We start from the raw sequence: 23,257 nt of genomic DNA, 5'->3' as shown, positions 1-23,257 counted from the left end.
TTCCCATGACGCGATCCGTACAGGCACTCGCCTATTCCCGCATGTCCGCGCTCGAATCCTCGCAGGCCGGACGGCTGTTGGGGCTCGAGACATCGGGCGGGCTCACACCCACCGGCGCCGAGGCCCACCCGCGCTTCTTCGCGGGCTTTCTGACCTCCCCGCAGACGACGGCACGCGGGTTGCTGGCGGTCGCGGACGTAGCGGCCGCCCGTTACTACCAGCGACTGCGGCCCTCGTCCCTCGACCCGGTCGTGACCGGCAACGGCGACCGGCTGCGCTTCGAGTCCTTCTCGGGCTGTGGCGGGGTCTACGCCCGCCTGGACGTCCTGCGGGAGGGGCTCGACGGGGCGGAGACGGGACACGGCACGACCAATGTGGACGTGAACAACCCTCTGCGGGAGGCGCTCTCGCGGATGACGGGTGACAATCCGCTGCATCTTCGCGTCGGTCCGGACGAGTTGGCCGTCACGACGACCGGCGGAGCAGTGGTGGAGAAGAAGGTGCCCCTGCCCGACCGCTGGCTCCGAGGGTTCGCCGAGGCGCAGGTCGCCTCCGCCGCCTTCGACCTGCGGGCCGAACTGTCCGCGTCCGAGGCGGTCCGCTCCCTGCGCTCCCTGCCCCGTACCCCGGGCGGATCTCGGGGCCCGTTGTGGGTCGTGCCGTCCGGGAGGACGTTGCGGCCGACCACACGGCCGGTCCCCGGAGCGGTGTGTCTGCCGGGCCCCGAGCGGCTCGCCGCCCTGCAGCGGGTGCTGCGGCACGCGACCGCGCTGAAGGTGTACGGGCCGGTGCCGGACGGTGTGGCGACCGCGAGCGCCTGGGAGGTGACGCTGCCGGGCATGCGGCTCACGCTCACGCTGTCGCCGGACGCCTCGCGGGGCTTCTCGGGCGAGGGCGGAGTGCTTGAGGCTCTCGCCACCGAAGAGGCCGCGCAGGACGCGGAGCTGGTGTCCGTACTGCTGGCCTGGGAGCCGCGCATCGACCTCGCCGAGCTGGGCGAGCGGGCCGGCCTGCCGGTCGACCGGGTCCGCGCCGCGCTCACCCGGCTGGGGACGGCGGGCCGCGTGGGGTACGACGTGGCGGAGGCGGCGTACTTCCACCGTGAGCTGCCGTACGACGCCGACCGCGCGGAGCGGCACAACCCCCGGCTGGTGGCCGCCCGCGCGCTGGCCTCCTCGGACGCCGTGACGCTCGACGGCAGCCTCGCCACCGTCGCCTCGGGCGAACGGAGGTACCAGGTGCGGGAGTCGAACGGAGCCCTCTCCTGCACATGCCAGTGGTGGGCGGACTACCAGGGCCGACGCGGTCCGTGCAAACACGCGCTGGCGGTACGGATGGTGCGGCGCGGCGCGCTCGTCGCGGGAGGTGCGCGATGACGGTCGCCGGCCCGGTGGAGAAGCTGCTCACCGCCGTTCGGGAGGGCCGTCACCAGGCGCTTCCGGCGCTTCTCGCGCCCCTCGATCCCGCCGAACGCAAGGCGGCCCTGGCCCGGTTGAAGGAGTTGCGGACCGAGCTCCGGGGCTGGGAGTGGGGCCGCTGGCAGGAGCGCCTCAAAGCGGGCCGGGGCCTGATCATCGCAGGAGCCGGGTGTCACACCGGCGCCGCGGCCGCCGCGGCCTGGCTGGGCGCCCGGGATCTGCGCCAGTGGGACCGCCTGCCGACCGGGATTCTGGTCGAGGTCCTCTCCGGCCGGGACCCCGAGTGGCTGGGCGATGTGGCCCACCGGCTCGCGGCCCGGGCGTCCACGGGCCAGGAGGACTACCCGTTCATCCGTGAGCTGGTACGGATCGCGGGCTGCCCGGTCCCGACCACGGACGCCTTCGTGCACGGCTGGGCGGGGGACACCCGCAGGGCGGGACTGCTCAGGGAGCTGCGGAAGGACCCGCATCTCGCGGACCTCGTCCCCCGTCTCTTCGAGACGGCGGAGCTCCCCCGCCCGCTCGCCTGGTCACTGAACACCGTCTCGCCCGACCAGTGGCCCTCGGTACTGGTGACCCTGTCAGAAGAGGGGCTCGTCGAGCGGTCCCTGCTCGTGGACAGGACCGTGGCGCGGCTGCTCCGTGGCGGAAGGGCCGGTGATCTGAAGTTCTTCCTGGCACTGCTGCAACGGCTGGCGCTCACCCCGCAGGAGGAGCGGGAGCGGATCGCCGACTGGATCGGCATGGCCTCCGACGCCCCGTCGACAGTGGCGGCCCACGCCCAGGCCGCGCTCGCGCGGCTCTCCGAGTCCGGTGACCTGCCGGCGCGGGCACTGGCGGAGGTGTCCGGGCCGGTGCTGTTCCGTACGGAGAAGAAGCTGGTGCGGGCGCAGCTGGTGCTGCTCGGAAAGGCGCTGCGGAGGGACCCGGCGGACGCGGCAGAACTGCTTCCGGTGCTCGCGGAGGCGTTCGGGCACGAGGACACGAGCGTGCAGGAGCGGGCGCTGAAGCTGGTCGGCCGCCATCTGTCCGCCGTGGACGGCGTGCTGCGCGGCGAACTGGCCGACGCGACGGCACTGTTGAGCCCGGCTCACCGGGCCGGCGCCGTCGAGGTGTTCGGTGAGGCGCTCGTCCCCCTCGGGGAGTCGGTTCCCTACGAGGAGCATGTGCCGCCGGCTCCGGAGCTCCGGCGCGTGGAGCCCGCCGCCGCGTCGGTGGCGGAGCTCGTGGAACAGCTGGTGGTGGTGCTGCGGTCCGCCGATGTGAGCGCGTTCGAGAGGACCCTGGACGGACTCGTCCGGCACGCGTATCAGGACGTGGAGGCGCTGGCCGATGCGCTGCGCGGCGCCCTCTCCGACCGCTGGTGGCTCGGCCACTCGGCGCACTGGAGCCCCGACGAGCGCTTCTCCCGTGATCCGGGAGGGCTGGAGGTCGTGGCAGCCGCCGTGCTGGGAGAGGTCTCGGTCACGACGCTTCACCATGCCCGCACACGTCTGAGTCCTCCCCACAGCTGCGCCCACGCGGGGCTCGCCCTCGCCGTCAACGCCCGTCTCTGGGAGGCCGCCTACTACGTGCGGACCCAGCCGCTGCCCTTCCTGCTCGCCACCCCCACGTGGCACACGGGCGCCCTGGACCCGGAGGAACTCGTCGAGCGCCTGCGGGCGTACCAGCGGCTCGGAGTCACACCGGGGCCCGCGGACTTCGGGCAGGCGCTGCTGAGGGTGGAGCGGAACCCGGCGGTGGCACCGATCGCCGCGGAGCTCGGAACCGTGGAGGGCGAGCGTCTCGCGGCATGGCTGAGCGCGGCGGAGCCGCTGCTTCCGGCGCTGCGGAGCACGCCGGCGCCGGCGGACGGCGGCGCGGCGGGCGCGAGCACGGCAGGCACCGGTGCCGGCACGGCGGGCGCGGGCGCGGGTGCGGGTGCGGGTGCCGGCACGGCCGGCGCGGGTGCCGGGCAGCAGGTCCCGGGCGCTGCGGACCCGGACCGGGCGGACGCTCCGGACCCGGAGCGGGCGGACGCTGCCGACCCGACACACGGCCGAAGCGGGGCCCCGACCATGCGGCGTCTGCTGGCCCGGGCGCGGGAGAGGCGTGCGGTCCGGCGGGAGTTCCCGCCGGCCCTGCGGTGGCTGGGCAGGGAGCCCGACACGGCCGGGCATGCCTGCTACCACTGGGTCGGCGACCAGCAGTACTGGCCGGCGGTGCTGCCCCACGATCGGGACATCCTGGCCTCCTGGCTGCTGCCCGGCGTCCGGCAGCACGCCGAGTACGACACGTCGGACGGCACCTGGTGGCTCTCCGCTCTCGCGGAGGCGGGCGGCGAGGCCGGGCCCGCACTCCACCGGGCTCTGGCCCACGGACTGGGGGCCCGGAACTCCGAGGCCCGGCTCGTCGCCGTCGACGCGCTGCTGGTGCTGGCCGCGCGCGGGCAGTTGGACGCGGGCCGTCTCGGCCGCGACCTCGCCGAGCTGGTCGCTGACGGCATGGTGAAGCCCAATCGGCTGGCCGATGCGGCCCGGACGGCCGCCGCGACCGGGGCGTACGCCACGGTGTGGTCCGTCCTTGGGGCGGCGCTGTCCGGGCTGTTGTGCGGGGACACCCTGCCGCGCGGTCTGGGGGAGATACTCGCCATCGCCGCCGACTGCGTCGAGCGGTGCGGAGCGAGCGCCGCGGTTCCCGGTCTCACCGAGGCGGCGGGTCGGCGGGGGTCGTCACAGCTGGTCGTCCAGGCGAAGCGGCTTCTGGCCGCATTGCGACAGCAGGCCGATCACTCCACGACACAACCGACTGAAATCAGTCATTAGTCCTCTAGAAGGACACTTAACCCGTCAGTCACAAAGCGTTCGTGATCACGCAACACCGCTGGGTCACAGTGAATCCATGACTGATCTGACGTCCGCGAAGCGCGCTCGCCGCCACCACCACTGGCGGCGGGACCTCGTCGAACTGGCCGCGCTCTTCACCGCCGTGGCGGTCGCCGACGCGATCGCCAACACCATCGCCCACGGCCCGAAGGGCCCCTATCTGCTGGCGATCTCGGCCATCGCCCTGATCGCCACGGCCGCGTTCCACACCTGGTGGGCACGCCGCCACAGCCACGCGCCCCCGGCCGCCGCCGGGGCCGGTCATACCGGCGGCGGCGGTACGGTCCCGCTGCCGGCACCCTCCCTCGGCAACGGAGAGAAGCCACAGGAAGAGACCGTGCTGTGGCGGATGCGGACCACCGTGCGGGACGAGCCCGGCACCCTGGCCGCGCTGTGCGTCGCCATGGCCGGGCACCGCGTCGACATCCTCACCCTCCAGACGCATCCGCTGGGGGACGGCACGGTCGACGAGTTCCTGCTGCGCGCACCCGCCGCCCTGCAGGCCACTCATCTCACCCGGGAGATCTCGGCGGCCGGCGGCAGCTCCACGTGGATCGAGCGTGCCGATGCCCACGATCTGGTGGACACCCCGACCCGGCTGCTGGGACTCGCCACCCGCACGGCGCTGGACGCGGCCGAACTGCCTCTGGCTCTACGGCAGTTGCTGGGCCGCTGCACCATCCACTCGCTCCCCGCACTCTCGCTCACCGGACGGCCCACCGGAGAGACCGCCCCGGTCGAGGGCGTACTGGAGGAGACGGTCATGCGGCTGCGCGACCCGAACGGCGGGGCCATCACGGTCGAGCGGCCCTATCTGCCGTTCACGCCGACCGAGTTCGCGCGGGCCCGGGCGCTCGTCGAACTCGACGCCCGCCTGGGCCCGCGCATCCCCCGCAGTCAGGACGTGCTCACGCTGCCCGAGGGCAACGAGATCACGGTGCGCCGCGCCGACCAGTCCGACCTGGCCGCCGCCCGCGCCATGCACGACCGCTGCTCCGACCGGACCCTCGGCCTGCGCTACCACGGCCCGGTGGCCGACGCCGACCGCTATCTGAGCCACCTGCTGAGCCCGCGCTTCGGCCGCACCCTCGCCGTCCAGACCGCTTCCGGCAGGCTCGTCGCCCTCGGCCATCTCCTCTGGGACGGGGACGAGACCGAGGTCGCGCTGCTCGTCGAGGACGACTGGCAGCGGCGCGGGATCGGCTCGGAGCTGCTGGGCCGCCTGGTGGCGCTGGCCGTCGAGGCCCGCTGCGAGAGCGTCTACGCCGTGACCCAGGCGTCCAACACCGGCATGGTCGCGGCGATGCGCGGCCTGTCGCTCCCCCTCGACTACCAGATCGAGGAGGGCACCCTGGTGATCACCGCCCGACTGGACTCGACTCCGTCGCGAACCCCTCATCCGACCCCACAGCGTGATCAGTACGCACCACGCGAACAGGACGCTCCCCAGCGTGCGACCGACCGGCCCGGACATCCCGGCCGGCGGGCGAGGCGCTGAGCGCCGCGGTCAGATCGCGCCACAGGTCCTCGACGTCCTCGAGCCCGACCGACATACGCAGCAACCGGTCGCTGACGCCCGACGAGCGCCGGTCTCCCTCGGCCACGATGCGGTGGCTGATGGAGGCGGGGTGCTGGATGAGGGTGTCCACGCTGCCGAGGCTGACCGCGGGCGTGATGAGCCGCACGCCGGCGATGACCGCGTGCGGATCCCCGTACACCTCGAAGGAGACCATCGCGCCGCCGATCCTCGGGTAGTGGACACGGGCGACGCGCGGGTCGGCGGCCAGCCTGCGGACCAGTTCCGCGGCGGTGGTGGACGCCGCCCGGACCCGCACCGGCAGGGTGGAGAGCCCCCGCAGCAGCAGATAGCCGGCCATCGGGTGGAGGACGCCCCCGGTGGCGAAGCGGACCAGGCGGAGCGTCCGGGCGAATTCCTCGTCGCAGGCCACGACCCCGCCGAGCACGTCGCCGTGCCCGCCCAGGTACTTGGTGGCGCTGTGCAGCACGATCCGGGCCCCCTCCTCCACGGGCCGCTGGAGCACGGGCGTGGCGAAGGTGTTGTCGACGAGCAGCGGGACCGAGCCGCAGGAGTGGGCGATCGCCCGGATGTCGACCTCGGCCAGGGTCGGGTTGGCGGGGGTCTCGACCATGACCAGTCCGGTGTCCGGGCGGATCGCCTCCGCGATCCCGGCGGCGTCGGTCCAGGTCACCTCGGTGCCGAGCAGGCCGGCGTTCAGGAGATGGTCACTGCATCCGTAGAGGGGCCGGACCGCGACCACGTGCCGCAGTCCGAGGCTCGCCCGGGCCAGGAGAACAGCGGTGAGTGCCGCCATGCCGCTGGCGAAGGCCACGGCGCTCTCCGTGCCCTCCAGCCGGGCGAGGGCGTCCTCGAAGCGCGCGGTGGTGGGGTTGTCGAGGCGCGCGTAGACGGGCGGCCCCTCCAGCCTGGCGCCGGTGGCGGCGAAGCCGTCGATCCGCGCGGCCTCGCCGCGGGTGTCGTACGACGGGTAGGTCGTCGAGAGGTCGAGCGGCGCGGCGTGCAGGCCGAGCGCCGCGAGGTCCTCGCGTCCGGCGTGCACTGCCTCGGTGGCCAGAGCCCTGGGGGTGGTCGGGGCGCCGTACTCCATGTCCGTGTCCATGGCGGCACTCTGAACGGATACCGGAAGGTAGTGGTGGAACCCCGTGCTACGTTCGCCGGATGGCTGATTCTGTCGTACTGGACGCGGTCGATCTGCACATTCTTCGCCTTCTGCAGAACGACGCCCGGAGCACCTACCGGGAGCTGGCCGCGGAGGTCGGGGTGGCCGCCTCCACGTGCCTGGACCGGGTGGCCCGGCTGCGGCGCACGGGCGTGATCCTCGGACACCAGCTACGACTGGATCCGGCCAAACTCGGCCGGGGCCTCGAAGCGCTGCTCCTGGTGCAGGTGCGTCCGCACCGGCGCGAACTGATCGGTCCGTTCGTCGAACGCGTCCGCGCCCTCCCGGAGTCCCGGGCGCTGTTCCATCTCACCGGCCCGGACGACTATCTGGTGCACGTGGCCGTGGCGGACCCGGCCGACCTGCAACGACTCGTCCTGGACGAGTTCACCTCGCAGCGCGAGGTGGCCCGCGTGGAGACCCGTCTGATCTTCCAGCAGTGGGACTGCGGCCCGCTTCTCCCACCCACGTCGGGCGCTCATATGTCAGCCGACTGAGATCGAATGAGAGCTCCATGAGGATGACGCGGAGGCGCCCGACGTACGAGGATGAGCCCCATGTCAGAGCTTTCCAGCAGCCCGCTGCTCCTCCCCCGCCAGGTCGCCGACGCCTATGTCGACGCACTCATCGAGCTCGACCCGATCACCGGTACGTACCTGGGAGTGCAAAAGAGCGCCGGCCTGCTTCCCGACTTCACCCCGGCCGGCCAGGAAGCCCTGGCCGAGCTCGCCCGCCGTACGCTCGCCCGGCTCGACGAGGCCGAGCGGCAGCCCGGAGCCGACAGCGACGCCGAGCGGCGCTGCGGTCGGCTGCTGCGTGAGCGGCTCACGGCGGAGCTGGCGATCCACGAGGCCGACGAGGGCCTGTGCGGGGTCAGCAATATGCGGTCTCCCGCGCACAGTGTCCGGATCGTGTTCACGGTGATGCCGACGGAGACGGACGAGGACTGGGCGGCGGTCGCCGAGCGGCTGCGCGCGGTTCCCGCCGCGCTGGAGGGCTATCGCGTCTCGCTCGACCTGGGCCTGGAGCGCGGGATGCGCGGTGGCCCGCGGGCCACGGCCACCTTCATCGAGCAGCTCACCGAGTGGGCGGGCTCCGACGGGACGGCTCCGGGCTGGTTCGAGGAGTTCGCGGCGGCCGGCCCGGCGTCGCTGCGCGCGGAACTGGACACCGCGGCGCGCGGCGCGACGGCGGCGGTCACCGCCCTGCGGGACTGGATGCGTGAGGTGTACGCCCCGGCCGTCAAGGACGCGCCGGACACCGTGGGCCGCGAGCGCTACAAGCGCTGGTCGCGCTACTTCAACGGCACCGACCTGGAACTCGACGAGGCGTACGCGTACGGCTGGGCCGAGTACCACCGCCTCCTGGCCGAGATGAGGACCGAGGCCGAGAAGATCCTGCCGGGCTCGGGGCCGTGGGAGGCCCTCGCGCACCTCGATGTCCACGGCACGCACATCGAGGGCGTCGAGGAGGTCCGCGTCTGGCTGCAGAGCATCATGGACGAGGCCATCGAGGCACTGGACGGCACCCACTTCGAACTCGCCGAGCGGGTACGGGTGGTGGAGTCCCGTATCGCCCCTCCCGGCGGGGCCGCCGCCCCGTACTACACCGGCCCGTCCGAGGACTTCTCGCGGCCGGGGCGCACCTGGCTGCCGGTCGACGGCGAGACCCGCTTCCCGGTGTACGACCTGGTGTCGACCTGGTACCACGAGGGTGTGCCCGGTCATCACCTCCAGATCGCGCAGTGGGTGCACGTCGCCGACCAGCTGTCCCGCTACCAGGCGACCATCGGCGGTGTCTCGGCCAACGCGGAGGGCTGGGCGCTGTACGCGGAGCGGCTCATGGACGAGCTGGGTTTCCTGCCGGACGCCGAGCGCAGGCTGGGCTACCTCGACGGCCAGATGATGCGCGCGTGCCGGGTGATCGTGGACATCGGTATGCATCTGGGGCTGGAGATCCCGGCGGACTCGCCGTTCCATCCGGGCGAGCGCTGGACACCGGAGCTGGCGCAGGAGTTCTTCCAGCGGCACAGCAGCCGGCCGCCGGCCTTCGTGGAGAGCGAGATGACCCGCTATCTGTCGATGCCGGCGCAGGCGATCGGCTACAAGCTGGGCGAGCGTGCCTGGCTGTTGGGCCGGGAGAAGGCGCGCGCGGCGCACGGCGACTCCTTCGACGCGAAGGCCTGGCACATGGCGGCCCTCTCGCAGGGCCCGCTGGGCCTGGACGACCTCGTGGACGAGCTGTCGCGGCTGTGACGTGCGGGGTGCTGTTCTGCGCCGACCCGTTGCGCGGCGGACGGCCCGACCCCCTCTTCGCGGAGGAGGTCGCGGCCGTCCGCGCCGCGGGCGCCCCGGTCGCGCTGGTGGACCATGACGCGCTGGTCGGCGGGGACATGGCGACGGCGCTGGCCCGGGTCCCGAGGGGGTCGGGGCCGTACTGGTACCGGGGCTGGATGATTCCCGCCGCGCGGTACGGGGAGTTCGAGCGGGCCCTCGCGGCACGCGGCAGCGGCCTGCTCACCGAGGCGGAGCCATATGGCCGGGCTCACGAACTGCCGGGCTGGTACGGGGTGTTCGAGCCGTTGACGCCCCGCAGTGTGTGGCTGCCATTGCGCGCCGGAGCACCGGTGGAGGACTCCGCGCTCACGGCGCTGGCCGAGGGGCTGGCGGCGCGGGCGGCGATCGTCAAGGACTACGTCAAGTCCCGTAAGCACGAGTGGGACGAGGCCTGTTACGTCCCGCGCACGGCGGATCAGGAGCGGTTCCGCGCGGTCGCGCGGCGTTTCCTCGAACTCCAGGAGGACTCCCTCGCCGGTGGCCTGGTGCTCCGGGAGTACGAGCCGTTCGTCGCCGGTGGCGAGGCGCGCGTGTGGTGGGTGGACGGCGAACCGGTGCTGACCACCGCCCATCCGGACACCCCGGACCGCCGTCCCGACCCGCCGCTCGACCCGGTCCGCCCGGCGGTCCGCCGCCTCGGCTGCCGCTTCGTGACCACGGACCTGGCCCTGCGTCAGGACGGGCGGTGGCGGGTCGTCGAGGTGGGGGACGGTCAGGTGAGCGGCCTTCCGGCGGGGAGCGACGCGGCCGCGCTGTTCACCGCGCTGCTCGGGGCCGGAAGCCGCCCTCCGGGTCGATGACCTGACCGGCGGCTCACCGCGCCCGCGGGGCCGGTGAGCCCATCGGCTCCCTGGCGGCACCTTCCCTGGCGGGGCCCGTCCTCAGCACCGGCACGAGTGCCAGGGTGACCGCCAGGGAAGCGGTCGCCATGACGGCCATCGCCGCCGGGGGCGAGGTGAGCTGGGCGACGGCGCCCGCGACGGCCGCGCTCACACCCTGCGTCGCGAGCATCCCCGAGCTGTGCAGGCCGAGCGCCTGGCCGCTCAACTCGTCGGGAGTCAGGGCCATCAGACGCTCCTGGAGCAGAAGGGTCGCGCCGAACCCGACCGAGGCGAGCGTGACCACGGCGACTGCCACGGGCGGCGAGGGCCTGAACGCGAGGGTCAGGTACGGGGCGGCCAGGAGCAGATGCAGGGGGGTGCCCAGGCGGCGGCGCCATCGTTTCGGGAGCAGCCGGCCGGCCAGGACGTCCCCGGCCAGCATGCCGAGCGCGCCGAAGGCGAAGAGCAGGCCGGAGTACCGGGGCGCGTAGGGGATGAAGAGTGACTCGCAGCCGACGATCAGGCCGTTGGGCAGCCAGAGGGCGAGGTAGACGTACCGGCGGGGCGTGGCGGACCAGAGCCGTGCGTTGTTTCGCCAGGTCTCGGCGACGGACGGCAGGCCCCCGGCCCTCGGCGGGCGTCTGGACAGGCCCGACCGGGCGACGGCGGCCGCGGCGAGGTGGAGCGCGGCGCCGGTGAGGAGGGTGCCGCGCGGGGACAGCGTGGCCACGAGTACGCCTCCGGCGGCGAACCCGCCGATCTGGAAGGCGCCGGCGGACATGTTGAGCAGCGAGCGGCCGAGCAGGTAGGCGTCGCGGGTGACGATCTCACCGAGCAGCCCGTAGCGCACTCCCCCGCCCAGCGAACCCGCCGTGCCGAGGACCAGCAACAGGGCGAAGACGGCGGGAAGAGGGAGCCCGGGGACGGCCTGGGCGGCGGTGCCGAGGCCGAACAGGACCGCCGTGCCGGTCAGGGCCGCGCGCGGCGGCAGGCGGTCGGCCGCCGAGAGCAGGGTGCTCGCGCCGACCAGCTGGGCGAGGGCGGGGCCGAAGAGGGCCAGGGCGGACAGCAACGGCGAGCCGGTCTCGGCGAAGATCAGCGTGCCGAGCGCCAGACCGCTCACCGTCTGGGCCGCCACCTGCAGGGACGAGGTCACGAAGAAGGGTGTGAACTCCCGCGTATGGAAAAGCTCTTGATAGGTGCGCATCGCTCCACGCTCGGGGCACCCCCGGCCGGGGCGTTACTGTTTCGCGGGGAGGCGAAACCATGAGCTTGTGGCTGATCAACGCCGACACCCTCGCGGGCAGCCGGTTCGTCGTCTCGCCGCTCGCCGAGGCCGCCGCGGCGCTGAAGACCCTGGAGCGGGGTACGGCCGCGCACCCGGGAGAGCGGGCGTGGCTCGACGCCCATCTGCCCACGTACCGGCACCGGCTGGCCGCCGATCCCGTCGCCGCGCTGCTCGTACGGATCGGGCTCTGCCGTGCGTGGAACGCGGACTTCCTCACACCGACGCCGTTCGGCGAGGGCGAGCGGCCCTTCGACGAGGAGCTGGCCCGGGTGCGCCGGACGCCCGCGGAGACGGCACGCGCGGACCTGGCGGTGTCGCTGGGCGGGCCCCTGCCCTCGCTGCTGGACCGGTCCGATCTGGCGGAGCGTGCGGCGGACCTCCTGGAGTGGGTCTGGACGCAGACGGTACTGCCCTCCTGGACCCGCCGCCGGGGCATCATGGAGGCCGATGTCGTTGCCCGGATGGGCCGGTTGAGCCAGGGCGGCTGGGCCGCGGCCCTCGAGGACATGCGTCCCGGGAAGGTCCGCTGGCTCGGCGGGAGCAGGCTCCAGGTCAGTGCGCAGGACTATCCACCCCGCGAACTCACCGGTGCGCGACTGCTGTTCGTTCCGGTGACGCCGGATCTCGGCTGGGTGTCATGGGAGGCGTCGCGGAGGTACGCGGTGGTGTACCCGTGCTCGGGCGCGCTGACCGGGGGGTCTTCGGCGGGTTCCCCGCCCGAGGGGCTGCGGGCCCTCCTGGGACCGGCGCGGGCGGGTGTGCTCGTCCTTCTCGACACCCCGAAGAGCACCACGCAGCTGGTGGCGCTGACCGGGCAGGGCCTGGGGTCCGTGGGCCGCCATCTGAAGATCCTCCTCAATGCCCGTCTGGTGCGGCGCCGGCGGGCCGGGCGGTCGGTGCTGTACTACCGGACGGAGGCGGGCCACATGCTGGTCCGGGCACAGCAGGACGGCTGACGGCCGTACCCGGGGAGCGGCGCCGCGCGGACAAGTGCCGGGTGATGGCCGGGCAGCGCCGGACAAGGTGCCAGGTCACGCCGGGCGGGCAGCGCCGCACATGGTGCCGGGTCACGGCCGGGCGGCGGCCGACCCCCGCGCCGCACATGGCGCCGGATCACGGCCGGTTGACGGCCGGGCCGGGGTGGCGCCGCGCCGTCCATGGTGCCGGGTCACGGGAAAACCGGTGGTCAGGGGCTTCCGGGCACGGCACGCTGCCTGTCATGCGCACTCTCTTCCTCTCCCCCAGGACCACCGCGACCGGCCAGGCCCTCGCGGCCGCCGCCGTCCGCCGTTCGATGCCGGTGCGGACGCTGCGCGACTGGCGTGTCCCCGAGGAGTCGAAGGGCGCGCCGGGGGCCGCCCTGTACGCCGGGCCGCTGTTCGCCGACGCGGTCGCCGGTGACCTCGGGCTCGGACTGCTGGAGGCGCCCGAGTCCTGGCTGGCGTCCCTCCCCTGCGAACTGACGTGCCGCCGCGTCGAGTTCACCACGCTCGCCGAGGCGCGGGCGCTGCGCCGGCCGGCGTTCGTGAAGCCGCCCAACGACAAGAGCTTCCCGGCGAGGGTGTACCCGGACGGCAGCGGCCTGCCGGGCCCCGACGCGGTCGACGACGACGCGCCGGTGCTGGTGAGCGACATCGTGACGTTCACGGAGGAGTACCGGCTGTTCCTCCTGGACGGAGAGGTCGTCACCGGCAGTCGTTACGCGGTGAGCGGAGCGCTGGACGTGGCCCCGCTCGGCAGTGATCCCCGGCGCGCAGAGGTACTGGACTTCGCGGGGCGTCTGCGGACGCTCACCGGCCCGGCGCGGCTGCCGTCGGCCGTCGTGGTCGACGTCGGCCGGGTGGACGGCGCGTGGGCGGTCGTCGAGGCCAACGCCGCCTGGGCGAGCGGACATTACGCGTGTGACGACGACGCGGCGCTCGATGTGGTGCTGCGGGCGGCGCGCGCCGTGAGCGAGGTGAGCGCCGCGGACACGGCGTTCGTGCGGCCGGTGCCGGTCGTGGTGCGCTGACCCCGACCTGCCTCCACGGCGGGTCCGATCCCCGGGACATCCCTTGATCGACCGGCGATTCGCCTGTTATCTGTCACGCATGAGCGGATATACACCGGACGCCACCGACTGGCGCATTCTCGAGGCCCTGCAGGAACAGGGCCGCGCCAGCTTCGCCGAACTCGCCCGGACGGTCTCCATGTCCGCGAGCGCCGTCACCGAGCGGGTGCGGCGGCTGGAGGAGACCGGGGTGATCTCCGGGTACACCGCCGTCGTGGAGCACGAGCGGCTGGGCCTGCCGATCCTGGCCTTCGTACGCCTGCGGTATCCGAACGGCAACTACAAGCCGTTCCACGACCTCCTCGAGACCACGCACGAGATCCTGGAGGCGCACCATGTGACGGGCGACGACTGCTTCGTGATCAAGGTCGCCGCCCGCTCCATGAGTCATCTGGAGGAGATCTCGGGGAAGATCGGGGCGCTGGGTTCGGTGACGACGAGCGTCGTGTACTCGTCCCCGCTGCCGCGCCGGTCGATCAGCCGCTGATCGCCGACGTGCGCAGCCGCACGGACGAACCGTGCCGCTCCTTGACCACCTCCAGCTGCGCGGGGATACGTCGTCGCAGGTCGGGGACGTGGCTGACGATGCCGACGCTGCGGTCGCGTTCTCGCAGGGAGTCGAGCACGTCGAGCACCTCGTCCAGCGTCTGGTCGTCCAGGCTGCCGAAGCCCTCGTCGATGAAGAGGGTGTCCAGCCGGACCCCGCCCGCCTCGTCGGTGACCACATCGGCGAGGCCCAGCGCCAGCGCGAGCGAGGCGAAGAACGTCTCGCCGCCCGACAGGGTCGCCGTGTCCCGCTCGACGCCCGTCCAGGCGTCCACCACGTGCAGCCCCAGCCCGGCGCGTCTGCCCCCGGCGCGGGCGTCGGAGTGGACGAGCGTGTAGCGGCCCGAGGACATGCGCTGGAGGCGGGCGGTGGCGGCGGCCGCGACCTGTTCGAGGCGGGCCGCGAGGACGTACGACTCGAGACGCATCCTGCGTTCGTTCTCGGCGGAGGTGCCCGCCGTGAGGCCCGCCAGCCGGGCCACCCGCTCGTACTCCGCCCGCAGCGGCCCGAGACGGCGCGCTTCCGCCTCGGCCTGCCGGGACAGCCGGGCCAGTTCGGCACACCGCTCACGCGCCGAGCCGAGCACCGAGTCGGCGTCCCTCAGGGCCCGTTCGGCCGAGGCCAGGACCGCCTGGGCGGCGTCGGGGTCGGCAGGGGGACGCTCGGCGGCGGCCCGCGTGCCCGGTTCGGCGAGCCGGTCGGCGACCGCCGCGGCCTCCGCCTGCCACGCGTCCAGCCGGTGCTGGAGATCGCGCCGAACGGCGTCGTCGAGGACGGCGTCCGCCGCGGCCCGCGGGGTGTCGAAACCGGCTTTGAAGGCCGCGTCGGCGAGCCGGTCGTCCGCCTCCTTGAGGCGCTGGGCGGTGACCTCCACGGACCGTACGGCTTCGGCGGCGCCGGCCAGGATCGCGATCCGGCGCTCCAGCAGGGCGGCATGCTCCGCAACGCTGCTCGCCTGTCCTCTGGCTCGCGTCAACTCTTCCCGGAGAGAAGCCTGTTCGCGGTCGAGGGCCTCCCGCTGCGAGGTCCGAGCGGCGACGCGCCGCTCCGCCTCCCGCTGCGCCGCCACCCGCCGCTCGTACTCCCGCTCCGCCCGCGCGAGCGCCTCCCGCGCGCCATGCGTCCCGGCGGCCATGGCGTGCGCCTCGGCATACGCCTCCTCCAGTCGCGCGACCTCGGCGGCGAGCTCGTCGACGGTGGGCTCGGCGTTCGCGACGGCGCCGCCGGCCTCCGCCGGACGAGGAGCCGGTACGCGCCTCCCACCGCCGTCCGCCTCACCGCGCGAGGCGTCGGCGAGCGCGACCGCGTCGCCGCCCCGCACGCCCGCGACCGCAGCCCCGTCGGGGTCGCCCGCCGTCGGCGCCCCGGACTCCGGTGAGCCCGCCTCCCGCGCGACCGCCTCGGCGCCGGGGCGCCCTCCGGCCGTCGCGTCCGCGGCGTCCGGTCGGGCCGCGTGCGTCACCTCCGCCCGCGCCGTCGTCAACGCCTCCCTCACCACCGCGAGTTCGCGTTCCACCGTGGCCTTCGCCGTCGCCGCGCGGGTGTGGGTCTCGTACGCCGCCTCCTCCGCCGCGCGGTCCACGTGGCCGGCCTCCGTGCGGGCGGGTGCCGGGTGGTCCGGGGATCCGCAGACCGCGCAGGCGGTGCCGTCGACGAGGCCCGCCGCCAGTTCGGCGGCGATGCCCCGCAGGCGGCGGGACTTGAGGTCGAGCCACGTCTCGTGCGCGGCGTTGGCCTGTTCGCGGGCGTCGGCCAGGCGGGACTCGGCCGTGGCGACGTCCGCGGCGAGGGCGTCCCGGCGGCGGGCCGCCGTGAGCCGACGGCGGGCGGGTTCGAGGCGGCCGGCGAGGTGTTCGGCGCGGGTGGCCGCCTCCTGGGCTTCGAGGACGCGCTGCTGGAGGCCACCGCGGGTGGTCTCCCAGTCCGCCAGCCACCCGGCCGCGTCCTGGAGGAGGTCCTCGTCGGCGCGGGCCTGGCGCTCCAGGTCGGCCCGCTCCTCGGTGATGCGCTCGCTGCGCTGTTCCGCGCGGCGGGCGGCTTCGAGGCCGCCGAGGTCCTGCCGGTGCCGGCGTTCCAGCGCGGCGAGCCGCTCCACTCCCGCGTCGGCGAGGTCGGGCGGCAGGCAGGCCCGGGCCCTGGCGTGGGCCTCGCTCGCCTCCCGGTGCTCGCGCTCGGCCTCGTCACGCAGATCGAGCGCGGGCACGACCCGTTCGGCCTTGAGGGACCGGTCGAGGCGGGCCTGCCAGGCGTCGCGCTCGGCCTTTCGGGCGTCCAGCTCGCCGCGCCGGTGGCGGGCCTCGGCGTGCCGCTGCTGAAGGCCGGCGAGCTCTCGTTCGTCGTCCAGCCGACGACGGGCCGCGCCCTGCCGGCCCTCCGCCGCGGTGAGCGCCGAATCGGCGATGTCCAGGGCCTCGCGGGCGTCCGTGCGGGCGACGGCCGCCCACTGGAGTACGGACCCGGCGAGCCCGGGCTCGCCGGGACGCTGTTCGACGGCGCCGCCGAACAGCGGCCCGGCCGCCTGGGCCATGCGGTGCGCGAGGGCGAGCAGCCGCTCGTCCCCCTCCCGGACCTGCTGCTCCGCCGCGCGCCGGAGATCGGCGAGGCGCTCCTCGACGGCAGCGAAGCGCCGGGTGTCGAAGAGCCGCCCGAGGAGCTTGCCCCGCGCCTCGGCGTCGGCGCGCAGGAACCGCGCGAAATCCCCCTGCGGCAGGAGGACGACCTGGCAGAACTGCTCCCGGCTCATCCCGATGAGCTGGGTGATCTCCTCGCCGATCTCCTGGTGGGAGCGGCTCAGGCCCTGCCAGGCCGCTTTCTCCGTGTCGTACTCGCGCAGCCGGCTCTGTGCCTTCTCGGTGGTGAAGCCGGTGCCCTTCTTCTTCGGGCGCTGCTGAGCGGGGCTGCGAGTGACCTCCAGGCGCCGCTCGCCCACGGTCAGTTCGAGGACGACCTCGGTGGGGGTACCGACCGGCGCGTGGTCGCTGCGCAGGGACGCCCCCGGGCTCTGCCGCGCGCCGGGCACCGCCCCGTACAGGGCGTAGCAAACGGCGTCGAGCACGGAGGTCTTGCCGGCGCCGGTGGGTCCGTGGAGCAGGAAGAGCCCGGCCGATGCCAGCTGGTCGAAGTCGATCTTCTGGGTGCCGCCGAAGGGTCCGAAGCCCGTCAGGGTGAGCCGGTGCAGTCTCACCTGGCCACCTCCCGCTCGGCCGCGTCGACGCGCACGTCGTCCAGGGCGCCGTACAGGACGGCCCGCTCGGCGCTGTCGGGTCCCGCGCCCCCGCGCACATGGGCGACGAAGTCCTCGGCGATCTGCCGGTCGCTGCGGTCCCTCAGGCGCTGCGCGTAGGAGGCGAGGGGGTCGTCGTCGGTGCGTTCGGGGGCGAAGAGGAGGTTCAGGGTGTGGGGGAAGCGTTCGGTGAGCCGGGCCATGGGTTCGGCGGGGCGCACCGGGTCGGTGAGGGTCGCCTCGATCCAGGACTCCTCGTGGCGCGCGAGCGCGGGGTCGGCGAGCAGGTCGTCGAGGCGGCCGCTGATCCGGGCGAGGGGGCGTGGGACGGGGCAGTCGACACGCTCGGCGGCGATCCTGCCCGAGGCGTCCAGGTCGATGAGCCACATGGTCTTGCGGTGGGTGGTCTCGGAGAAGGAGTAGGCGAGGGGCGAGCCGGAGTAGCGGACGCGCTCGGTGACGGTCTGGCTGCCGTGGAGGTGGCCGAGGGCCACGTAATCGACGCCGTCGAAGACGCCCGCGGGGACGGCCGCGACGCCGCCGACGGTGATGTCGCGCTCGCTGTCGCTCGGTTCTCCGCCGGCGACGAAGGCGTGGGCGAGGACGACGGAACGCGTGCCGGGGGGCCGGTCGGCGAGGTCGGCGCGGACCCGGTCCATGGCGGCCCCGAGGACCGCTTCGTGTCCGGCCTTGGCGGCACCCAACTCGTCCCGTACGAGGGAGGGTTCGAGATACGGCAGGCCGTAGCAGGCCACGTCGCCGTGGCCGTCGGAGAGGACGACCGGGGTGCCGACACCGGCCGGGTCGGTCCGCAGGTGGATCCCCGCCCGGCCGATCAGTCCGGCGCCGACGCCGAGGCGGCGCGCGGAGTCGTGGTTGCCGGAGATCATGACGGTCGGGACGCCGACGTCGGCCAGTCGGTGCAGGGCCGTGTCGAACAGCTCCACGGCGGTGAGCGGAGGCACCGCCCGGTCATAGACATCGCCTGCCACCAGCACCGCGTCGACCTCGCGGTCGCGGACCGTCGCCACCAGGTGGTCGAGGAACGCGCTCTGGGCGTCGAGCAGGCTCACCCGGTGGAACGACCGCCCCAGGTGCCAGTCCGACGTATGCAGGAATCTCATGATCCCTGAGGGTAACGGTGGGGTCGGACATCCCGTGCGGCTTCGGTGATCCCGCCGCTGCGGCCCCCCGTCGCGACGGCCGCCTCAGCCGTCGCCGTACGCCTCGCCGCCGAGCTCGAACCCGGCGGTGCCGGCGGTGACATCGGCCAGCCAGGCCCGGAAGACGTCCACGTCGGCGTCGGGCAGTCCGATCTCGATCGTCACGGCCTCGGCGTAACGCACCTCACGCACGGAGCGTCCGGTCGCCCGGAGATCGTTCTCCAGCTTGCCGGCCCGCTGGTGGTCGACCGTGACCGTGGCGAGCCGGAAGCGGCGCCGTGTGAGGGTGCCGAGCGCGTCGAGGGCCTCGCCGACGACGCCGCCGTACGCCCTGATCAGTCCCCCTGCTCCGAGCTTCACGCCGCCGTAGTAACGGGTCACGACAGCTGCGACATAACGGACTTCTCGTCGCATCAGCATCTGGAGCATGGGTACGCCGGCGGTGCCGCCGGGTTCGCCGTCGTCGCTCGCCTTCTGCACGGAGGCGTCGGCGCCGACGACATACGCGAAGCAGTTGTGGGACGCGGTCGGGTGCTCCTTGCGGACGCGTGCGACGAAGTCCTGCGCCTCCTGCTCGCTCGCCACGGGCGCGAGCGAGCAGATGAAGCGCGACCGGTTGATCTCGGTCTCGTGCACGCCCTCGCGGGCGATCGTCCGGTACTGCTCCTGCATCCCGCCACCCTACGTCGGCGGCGAGAGGCGCGGCCTCGCCGGGAATCCCACAGGGCCACCGCACGTTGGTGAGGTCGGAGACACGGGCGAGCAGCGGGAGGCAGAGCGTGAGCGGCGAGACACGGATCGCGGAGAGGGACACCGTCCGCAGGATCCTCACGGAGTCAGGGGAGACCTGGGCCGTCGTGGGACTGTCGTCCAACCAGCGACGGGCGGCGTACGGAGTCGCGGCCGTGCTGCAGCGCTTCGGGAAGCGGATCGTGCCGGTCCACCCGAAGGCCGAGACGGTGCACGGCGAGCGGGGGTACGCCTCGCTCGACGAGATCCCCTTCCCCGTGGACGTCGTCGATGTGTTCGTCAACAGCGACCTGGCGGGCGCGGTGGCCGACGAGGCGGTGGCCGTCGGCGCCAAGGCGGTCTGGTTCCAGCTCGGCGTGATCGACGACGAGGCGTACGAGAGGACCCGCGCGGCCGGCCTCGACATGGTCATGGACGTCTGCCCGGCGATCGAGATTCCGCAGCTCGGCTGAGAGCCCGTCAGGCGCGTGGAGCCGCCGGGGACGGGCGTGGAGCCCGCCGGGTCCGCAACGCGCCACCAGCTCACGCCACCGGGTCCGGCGTCCAGCCTGGCGTCTGGGCACCGGGCTCGGAGCCGCGGGGGGCGGCGCCGGGCCGGGTTCGGCCCCCGCTCCCGCCGCGGGCACGCCTGGGCCCTACCGGCCCGGAACGACCCGAAGCGGGGTGACCGCGGCGCCGCGGGGCCGCGACTCGTGCCGGGGACCGGCGTCGCCCGTGGCGTCGGCGCCGGGGGGACGCGGGACGAAGGTGATCCGCGTGTACCCCATGTCCCGCAGACTCCGGGACGTCTCGTCGAGGAGTCTGCACCAGGTCGGCCCCCACCCGGGGTCCCGGTGCTGCAGCGGCCGTACGGAGCCGTCGAAGGACACGCCCTCGGGGCCGACCGCCCGGATCCAGTGCGGCAGGCCGAGCCGGTAGGCCGCGTCCATGATCGGGTCGTCGGCGATGTCGCGGCGAATGGCCTGCAGGCCCCGGTCCTGCCCGTGCGTCTCGAGCCTGGAGGCAAGACGGGCCATCAGCGGCAGGCACCAGCTGGTCTCCCGCTCGGCGAGCACGGTGTCGGCGTCGGGGTGGAAGAGGACGAACCGAAAAATGTTGTCGTGCGGCATCGCCGTCGGGTGCGAACTGATGTCCGTGAAGAGGGTGTCGTAGGCCGGGTTGGTGAGGACGACGTCCCAGCGGTGGTCGAAGAGGACGGACGGATGGGCGACGGAGCTCATCAGGGCGGCGTAGTCCCGCAGGTACTCCGCGTCTCTCGGTCGGCTGTCGTGCCACTCCCCCGCGTCGGGGTCGGCGGCCAGTGCCAGATGGGCCGGCCGGGCACGGGCCGGGCGTCCCGCCACCGCGTCTCGCATCATGCAGTCGTCACCCTTCTCGCCCTCACTCACAGGCGCTTCGGCGGCCGGGCCACGATCGGAACCAGGGCTCGCAACCACGCTCACGCCGCGTCGCGATGGTGCTACGGCCGACACAACGACGTCAACTATCGTGGCATTTCCAGCCGTTCATCTCTCAATGAACGGCGGAAAATGCCACAGCTGTGGCAAGGTCTGGCCGGTTGCGGCAGAGTCGCGTTAGCCTCCGTGAAGCCCGCTGCGCAGGACACAAGGAGAGCTAGTGGTGACGGACAGCTTCCCGGTGTCGACGGCGACGGACCGTCTCGCGGCGACCGTCAGTCGCGTCACCGAACTCGCCGGCAAACTTTCCCTGCCCACGGCGGAGGTCTTCGACATCACCCGCCTCTCCGAGGCGTCGGGCGTGCCCGCTGATGTCGTCAAGGCGCTCCTCGCCGGCCAGTCGGCGGGCGAGCCGGATTTGCAGACCCGCTTTCTGCAACGTTTCGACCTTCTGCGCCGCACCCGGCTCAAGCCCAACGGCCGCCGCTACACCCAGCAGGAGATCGCGGACGGAGCGGGCATGTCCCGCCAGCAGGCGGGCGCGCTCATCAACGGCGACCGGCGCCCGACGATGGAGCACTGCGACGCGATCCAGAGGTTCTTCACGGTCCACGCCGGTTTCCTGACCGCCGAGGATCCCGAGGCGCTGGCCGGCGCCCTGCAACGCACCGAACAGGAGCTTCTCCAGCGGCTCGCCGACTCCGACCGCGCGGCGCCCCCGGCCGCCGAGCGCGACGCGGACCGGCTGGAGCGGCTGTTGCAGGACCACGGCGTGCGCGGTATCGCCTGGCGGGCCGCGCAACTGCCCACCGACCAGCACCGGGACAAGGTGACGGAGTGGCTGGACATGCTTCTGGAGAGCGTCAAACGGCCCGAGTCGTGAGCCTGGGGAGAGCAGTGAGCAGGGGCAAGGAAATGCGGCGGCTGCGCGACGAACTCGTCGCGGGACTCACTCTTGCGGCGCCGGCCGCGCCGGGCGATCTGTACGGGGCGTTGTGCGACGGCATGAGCAGGCGCCGGGGCCGCCCGGTCCAGTACCGGATGGCCGCCTTCCCGCCGGCGACGGCCAGTGGGCTCTGGCTGGACATGGCCGATCAGGATCTCGTGGTGATCGAGGAGCGCACGGCTCCCGACCACCAACTGGTCATTCTGGGCCATGAGTTGTGGCACATGAATGCCGGACACTGCAGCCACCATGTGGAGGGCGCGGCGGTCGCGTCCAGGCTGCTGTCGCACGACGCCGACGTCTCGGTGGCCGTACGGCAGGTCGCGGCGCGCACCCGCTTCGATCAGGACGAGGAGAATGACGCGGAGAGCTTCGGGCTGATGCTGGCGAGCAAGTGCCGTGCCTGGCTGACCGGTTCGACACTGCGCGGCCCGGCGCGCCAGGACGGTCTGGCCGGCCGGATCGAGGCCTCCTTGGGGTACAGAGGGCCCCGGGGCTGAGCGATGGACGGTTCGGACTACTACATACCGGCCGCCGTGATGGGTATCGCGCTCGCCTTCAAGCTGCCCGCGCTGACGCGCGCCTGGCGTGATCCGCTGCTGCGGTCCGTCTGCGCGCTGCTCGCGCTGGCCGGGATGGTCTTCTTCTTCGCCGCGCCCCCGACGATCGCGGAGGTCAACAGGCTCACCGGCATCACCAATGTGTCGGCCCCGCTCGTCTACGCGCTGCTGAGCGCCTTCAGCGCCTCCTGCCTGGTGCTGATCGTCAACTGGCGCGGCGGCCCGCCGGAGGTGACACGACGCGTCTCCCGCCGCTGGATCGCCGGTTACAGCGTCGTGATCCTCGTGCTGTGGGTGCTGTTCCTCCTCGGGGACGCGCCCGTGGAACGGCTGCGGGACCTGGACACGTACTACGCCCGCACGCCGTACATCCGCGAGATGATCGTGCTCTATCTCGTGGCGCTCACGTTCGCCGGCTTCGGGATGACCATCCTGTGCTGGCGGTGGTCGCGGCGGGTCGGCGGTTGGCTGCGCACCGGCCTGGTGATCATCGTCGTCGGCTATCTCTTCAACATCGCCTATCTGACGGCCAAGTTCTCGGCCGTGTTCGCCCGCTGGGCCGGTCACGACTGGGACGGACTCAGTACGTACGCCGCGCCGGTGCTGGCGTCCGCGGGTGCCCAGATCAGCGCCGTCGGCTTCTGTCTGCCGCTGGCCTGCCAGCGGGTCGCGGACGCGTGGTCCGCGCGGCTCACCTACCGCCGGCTCGAGCCGCTGTGGCAGGAGTTGGCACCGGCCTGCCCCCACCACGCGCGGGGGGTACGCCTCTTCTGGTGGTCCTCCGGTGAACTGCGGGTCACCCAGCGGGAGTCCGACATCCACGACGGCCTGCTGACGCTGTATCCGTACTTCAGCTCCCGGGTCCGGCAGGACGCCTTCGAGGCGGCCCTGGCGGCCGGTTCGGACCCGGTCCGTGCGCAGGCGGAGGCGGACGCGGCGATGGTGACGGTGGCGGTACGTGCCCGGGCCGCCGATCCGGAGGGCAGGCTCATGAGCGCGGCCGATCCGTCTCCTCCGGGATTCGAGCCGTCGGAGGGGCCGCGGGATCTGGTCCGGATGGCGATGGCCTTGCGTCATTCACCCGTTGTCGCCGCGGTCCGGGGGCCGGCGGCCAGGCCGGAGAGCGACGTCCCTGAGCGCACCGGATCAGGATCCTGATCACACCGGCCGGGAGCCGGGAGTCAGCCCACGCCGA

General features: G+C 73.4%; 18 protein-coding genes and 1 pseudogene. 13 read left to right on the top strand and 6 right to left on the bottom strand.

Annotation, left to right across the window (positions count from 1 at the left end; all coding sequences use genetic code 11):
- Positions 1 to 5: 5 nt before the first annotated feature.
- The 3 genes from ACZ7J0_RS08735 (at position 6) to ACZ7J0_RS08725 (ending at position 5,780) form a co-directional block, all read left to right on the top strand.
- A complete protein-coding gene (locus ACZ7J0_RS08735) occupies positions 6 to 1,376 on the top strand; it encodes an SWIM zinc finger family protein (protein ID WP_470885326.1) in 1,371 nt (456 codons plus the stop codon).
- Complete coding sequence (locus ACZ7J0_RS08730) at positions 1,373 to 4,222, top strand: DUF7824 domain-containing protein (protein ID WP_470885324.1); 2,850 nt, start codon at positions 1,373 to 1,375, stop codon at positions 4,220 to 4,222. Before ACZ7J0_RS08735 ends, ACZ7J0_RS08730 begins: the two co-directional genes overlap by 4 nt.
- 85 nt (positions 4,223 to 4,307) lie before the next feature.
- Complete coding sequence (locus ACZ7J0_RS08725) at positions 4,308 to 5,780, top strand: GNAT family N-acetyltransferase (protein ID WP_470886028.1); 1,473 nt, start codon at positions 4,308 to 4,310, stop codon at positions 5,778 to 5,780.
- Here the strand turns inward: ACZ7J0_RS08725 and ACZ7J0_RS08720 are convergent.
- Positions 5,719 to 6,921: pseudogene (locus ACZ7J0_RS08720) on the bottom strand (trans-sulfuration enzyme family protein); the annotation flags it as partial. The gene ACZ7J0_RS08725 and the pseudogene ACZ7J0_RS08720 overlap by 62 nt on opposite strands.
- A gap of 59 nt (positions 6,922 to 6,980) precedes the next feature.
- Here ACZ7J0_RS08720 and ACZ7J0_RS08715 point away from each other — a divergent pair.
- Genes ACZ7J0_RS08715 through ACZ7J0_RS08705 form a run of 3 tightly spaced genes read left to right on the top strand, consistent with a single transcriptional unit; the run spans position 6,981 to position 10,117 of the window.
- The gene (locus tag ACZ7J0_RS08715) at positions 6,981 to 7,478 is read left to right on the top strand and encodes an Lrp/AsnC family transcriptional regulator (protein WP_470885322.1); all 498 of its coding nucleotides are present in this window, start codon (positions 6,981 to 6,983) and stop codon (positions 7,476 to 7,478) included.
- A 60-nt stretch (positions 7,479 to 7,538) separates the two neighbouring features.
- A complete protein-coding gene (locus tag ACZ7J0_RS08710; protein ID WP_470885320.1) occupies positions 7,539 to 9,236 on the top strand; it encodes a DUF885 domain-containing protein in 1,698 nt (565 codons plus the stop codon).
- Positions 9,233 to 10,117 (top strand): ATP-grasp domain-containing protein, encoded by an 885-nt coding sequence (locus ACZ7J0_RS08705; protein ID WP_470885318.1) that lies wholly within the window; start codon positions 9,233 to 9,235, stop codon positions 10,115 to 10,117. The genes ACZ7J0_RS08710 and ACZ7J0_RS08705 overlap by 4 nt, the downstream gene beginning before the upstream one ends.
- Before the next feature lie 13 nt (positions 10,118 to 10,130).
- On the opposite strand, the gene ACZ7J0_RS08700 is transcribed toward ACZ7J0_RS08705, so the two are convergent.
- Positions 10,131 to 11,345, bottom strand: a complete 1,215-nt coding sequence (locus tag ACZ7J0_RS08700; protein WP_470885316.1) for an MFS transporter — start codon at positions 11,343 to 11,345, stop codon at positions 10,131 to 10,133.
- Positions 11,346 to 11,404: 59 nt separating this feature from the next.
- Between ACZ7J0_RS08700 and ACZ7J0_RS08695 the strand changes: the two genes are divergently transcribed.
- From ACZ7J0_RS08695 to ACZ7J0_RS08685, 3 genes are all read left to right on the top strand, one after another.
- Positions 11,405 to 12,382 (top strand): transcriptional regulator, encoded by a 978-nt coding sequence (locus tag ACZ7J0_RS08695; RefSeq protein WP_470885314.1) that lies wholly within the window; start codon positions 11,405 to 11,407, stop codon positions 12,380 to 12,382.
- A gap of 263 nt (positions 12,383 to 12,645) precedes the next feature.
- Entirely contained in the window at positions 12,646 to 13,437 is a 792-nt protein-coding gene (locus tag ACZ7J0_RS08690) for an ATP-grasp domain-containing protein (protein WP_470885312.1), read from the top strand.
- A 79-nt stretch (positions 13,438 to 13,516) separates the two neighbouring features.
- Positions 13,517 to 13,963: an Lrp/AsnC family transcriptional regulator gene (locus tag ACZ7J0_RS08685; protein ID WP_468707524.1), complete on the top strand. Its 447-nt coding sequence runs from the start codon at positions 13,517 to 13,519 to the stop codon at positions 13,961 to 13,963.
- Here the strand turns inward: ACZ7J0_RS08685 and ACZ7J0_RS08680 are convergent.
- The 3 genes from ACZ7J0_RS08680 to ACZ7J0_RS08670 all read right to left on the bottom strand — a co-directional run bounded on the left by ACZ7J0_RS08680 (position 13,953) and on the right by ACZ7J0_RS08670 (position 19,081).
- Positions 13,953 to 17,207, bottom strand: coding sequence for an AAA family ATPase (locus ACZ7J0_RS08680; RefSeq protein ID WP_470885310.1), 3,255 nt, complete (start codon positions 17,205 to 17,207; stop codon positions 13,953 to 13,955). The two genes, ACZ7J0_RS08685 and ACZ7J0_RS08680, sit on opposite strands and share 11 nt — an antisense overlap.
- Positions 17,204 to 18,370, bottom strand: coding sequence for an exonuclease SbcCD subunit D (locus tag ACZ7J0_RS08675; protein ID WP_470885308.1), 1,167 nt, complete (start codon positions 18,368 to 18,370; stop codon positions 17,204 to 17,206). The genes ACZ7J0_RS08680 and ACZ7J0_RS08675 overlap by 4 nt, the downstream gene beginning before the upstream one ends.
- Before the next feature lie 84 nt (positions 18,371 to 18,454).
- On the bottom strand, positions 18,455 to 19,081 hold the full coding sequence (locus ACZ7J0_RS08670; RefSeq protein ID WP_470885306.1) for a YigZ family protein: 627 nt from the start codon (positions 19,079 to 19,081) through the stop codon (positions 18,455 to 18,457).
- A 107-nt stretch (positions 19,082 to 19,188) separates the two neighbouring features.
- On the opposite strand from ACZ7J0_RS08670, the gene ACZ7J0_RS08665 reads away from it, so the two are divergent.
- Positions 19,189 to 19,611, top strand: coding sequence for a CoA-binding protein (locus ACZ7J0_RS08665; RefSeq protein WP_470885304.1), 423 nt, complete (start codon positions 19,189 to 19,191; stop codon positions 19,609 to 19,611).
- 183 nt (positions 19,612 to 19,794) lie between these two features.
- Here the strand turns inward: ACZ7J0_RS08665 and ACZ7J0_RS08660 are convergent, their stop codons facing one another.
- Positions 19,795 to 20,514 carry an MmyB family transcriptional regulator gene (locus tag ACZ7J0_RS08660; RefSeq protein ID WP_470886026.1) on the bottom strand — a complete coding sequence of 240 codons (720 nt, stop codon included), beginning with the start codon at positions 20,512 to 20,514 and terminating at the stop codon, positions 19,795 to 19,797.
- Positions 20,515 to 20,776: 262 nt separating this feature from the next.
- On the opposite strand from ACZ7J0_RS08660, the gene ACZ7J0_RS08655 reads away from it, so the two are divergent.
- Genes ACZ7J0_RS08655 through ACZ7J0_RS08645 form a run of 3 tightly spaced genes read left to right on the top strand, consistent with a single transcriptional unit; the run spans position 20,777 to position 23,220 of the window.
- The gene (locus tag ACZ7J0_RS08655) at positions 20,777 to 21,439 is read left to right on the top strand and encodes a helix-turn-helix transcriptional regulator (RefSeq protein WP_470885302.1); all 663 of its coding nucleotides are present in this window, start codon (positions 20,777 to 20,779) and stop codon (positions 21,437 to 21,439) included.
- A gap of 32 nt (positions 21,440 to 21,471) precedes the next feature.
- Positions 21,472 to 22,002, top strand: coding sequence for a toxin-antitoxin system, toxin component (locus tag ACZ7J0_RS08650; RefSeq protein WP_470886024.1), 531 nt, complete (start codon positions 21,472 to 21,474; stop codon positions 22,000 to 22,002).
- A gap of 3 nt (positions 22,003 to 22,005) precedes the next feature.
- Positions 22,006 to 23,220 (top strand): MAB_1171c family putative transporter, encoded by a 1,215-nt coding sequence (locus ACZ7J0_RS08645; protein ID WP_470885301.1) that lies wholly within the window; start codon positions 22,006 to 22,008, stop codon positions 23,218 to 23,220.
- Positions 23,221 to 23,257: the final 37 nt, after the last annotated feature.

The organism is Streptomyces sp. NPDC038280, assembly GCF_055600045.1.
This window is presented reverse-complemented; position numbering and strand designations above follow the sequence as displayed.

Bases quoted from the DNA above. Each gene is read 5' to 3' on its own strand.
- ACZ7J0_RS08735 (WP_470885326.1), top strand. From the start codon at position 6: ATGACGCGATCCGTACAGGCACTCGCCTATTCCCGCATGTCCGCGCTC.
- ACZ7J0_RS08730 (WP_470885324.1), top strand. From the start codon at position 1,373: ATGACGGTCGCCGGCCCGGTGGAGAAGCTGCTCACCGCCGTTCGGGAG.
- ACZ7J0_RS08715 (WP_470885322.1), top strand. From the start codon at position 6,981: ATGGCTGATTCTGTCGTACTGGACGCGGTCGATCTGCACATTCTTCGC.
- ACZ7J0_RS08710 (WP_470885320.1), top strand. From the start codon at position 7,539: ATGTCAGAGCTTTCCAGCAGCCCGCTGCTCCTCCCCCGCCAGGTCGCC.
- ACZ7J0_RS08700 (WP_470885316.1), bottom strand. From the start codon at position 11,345: ATGCGCACCTATCAAGAGCTTTTCCATACGCGGGAGTTCACACCCTTC.
- ACZ7J0_RS08695 (WP_470885314.1), top strand. From the start codon at position 11,405: ATGAGCTTGTGGCTGATCAACGCCGACACCCTCGCGGGCAGCCGGTTC.
- ACZ7J0_RS08690 (WP_470885312.1), top strand. From the start codon at position 12,646: ATGCGCACTCTCTTCCTCTCCCCCAGGACCACCGCGACCGGCCAGGCC.
- ACZ7J0_RS08685 (WP_468707524.1), top strand. From the start codon at position 13,517: ATGAGCGGATATACACCGGACGCCACCGACTGGCGCATTCTCGAGGCC.
- ACZ7J0_RS08675 (WP_470885308.1), bottom strand. From the start codon at position 18,370: ATGAGATTCCTGCATACGTCGGACTGGCACCTGGGGCGGTCGTTCCAC.
- ACZ7J0_RS08670 (WP_470885306.1), bottom strand. From the start codon at position 19,081: ATGCAGGAGCAGTACCGGACGATCGCCCGCGAGGGCGTGCACGAGACC.
- ACZ7J0_RS08660 (WP_470886026.1), bottom strand. From the start codon at position 20,514: ATGCGAGACGCGGTGGCGGGACGCCCGGCCCGTGCCCGGCCGGCCCAT.
- ACZ7J0_RS08650 (WP_470886024.1), top strand. From the start codon at position 21,472: ATGCGGCGGCTGCGCGACGAACTCGTCGCGGGACTCACTCTTGCGGCG.
- ACZ7J0_RS08645 (WP_470885301.1), top strand. From the start codon at position 22,006: ATGGACGGTTCGGACTACTACATACCGGCCGCCGTGATGGGTATCGCG.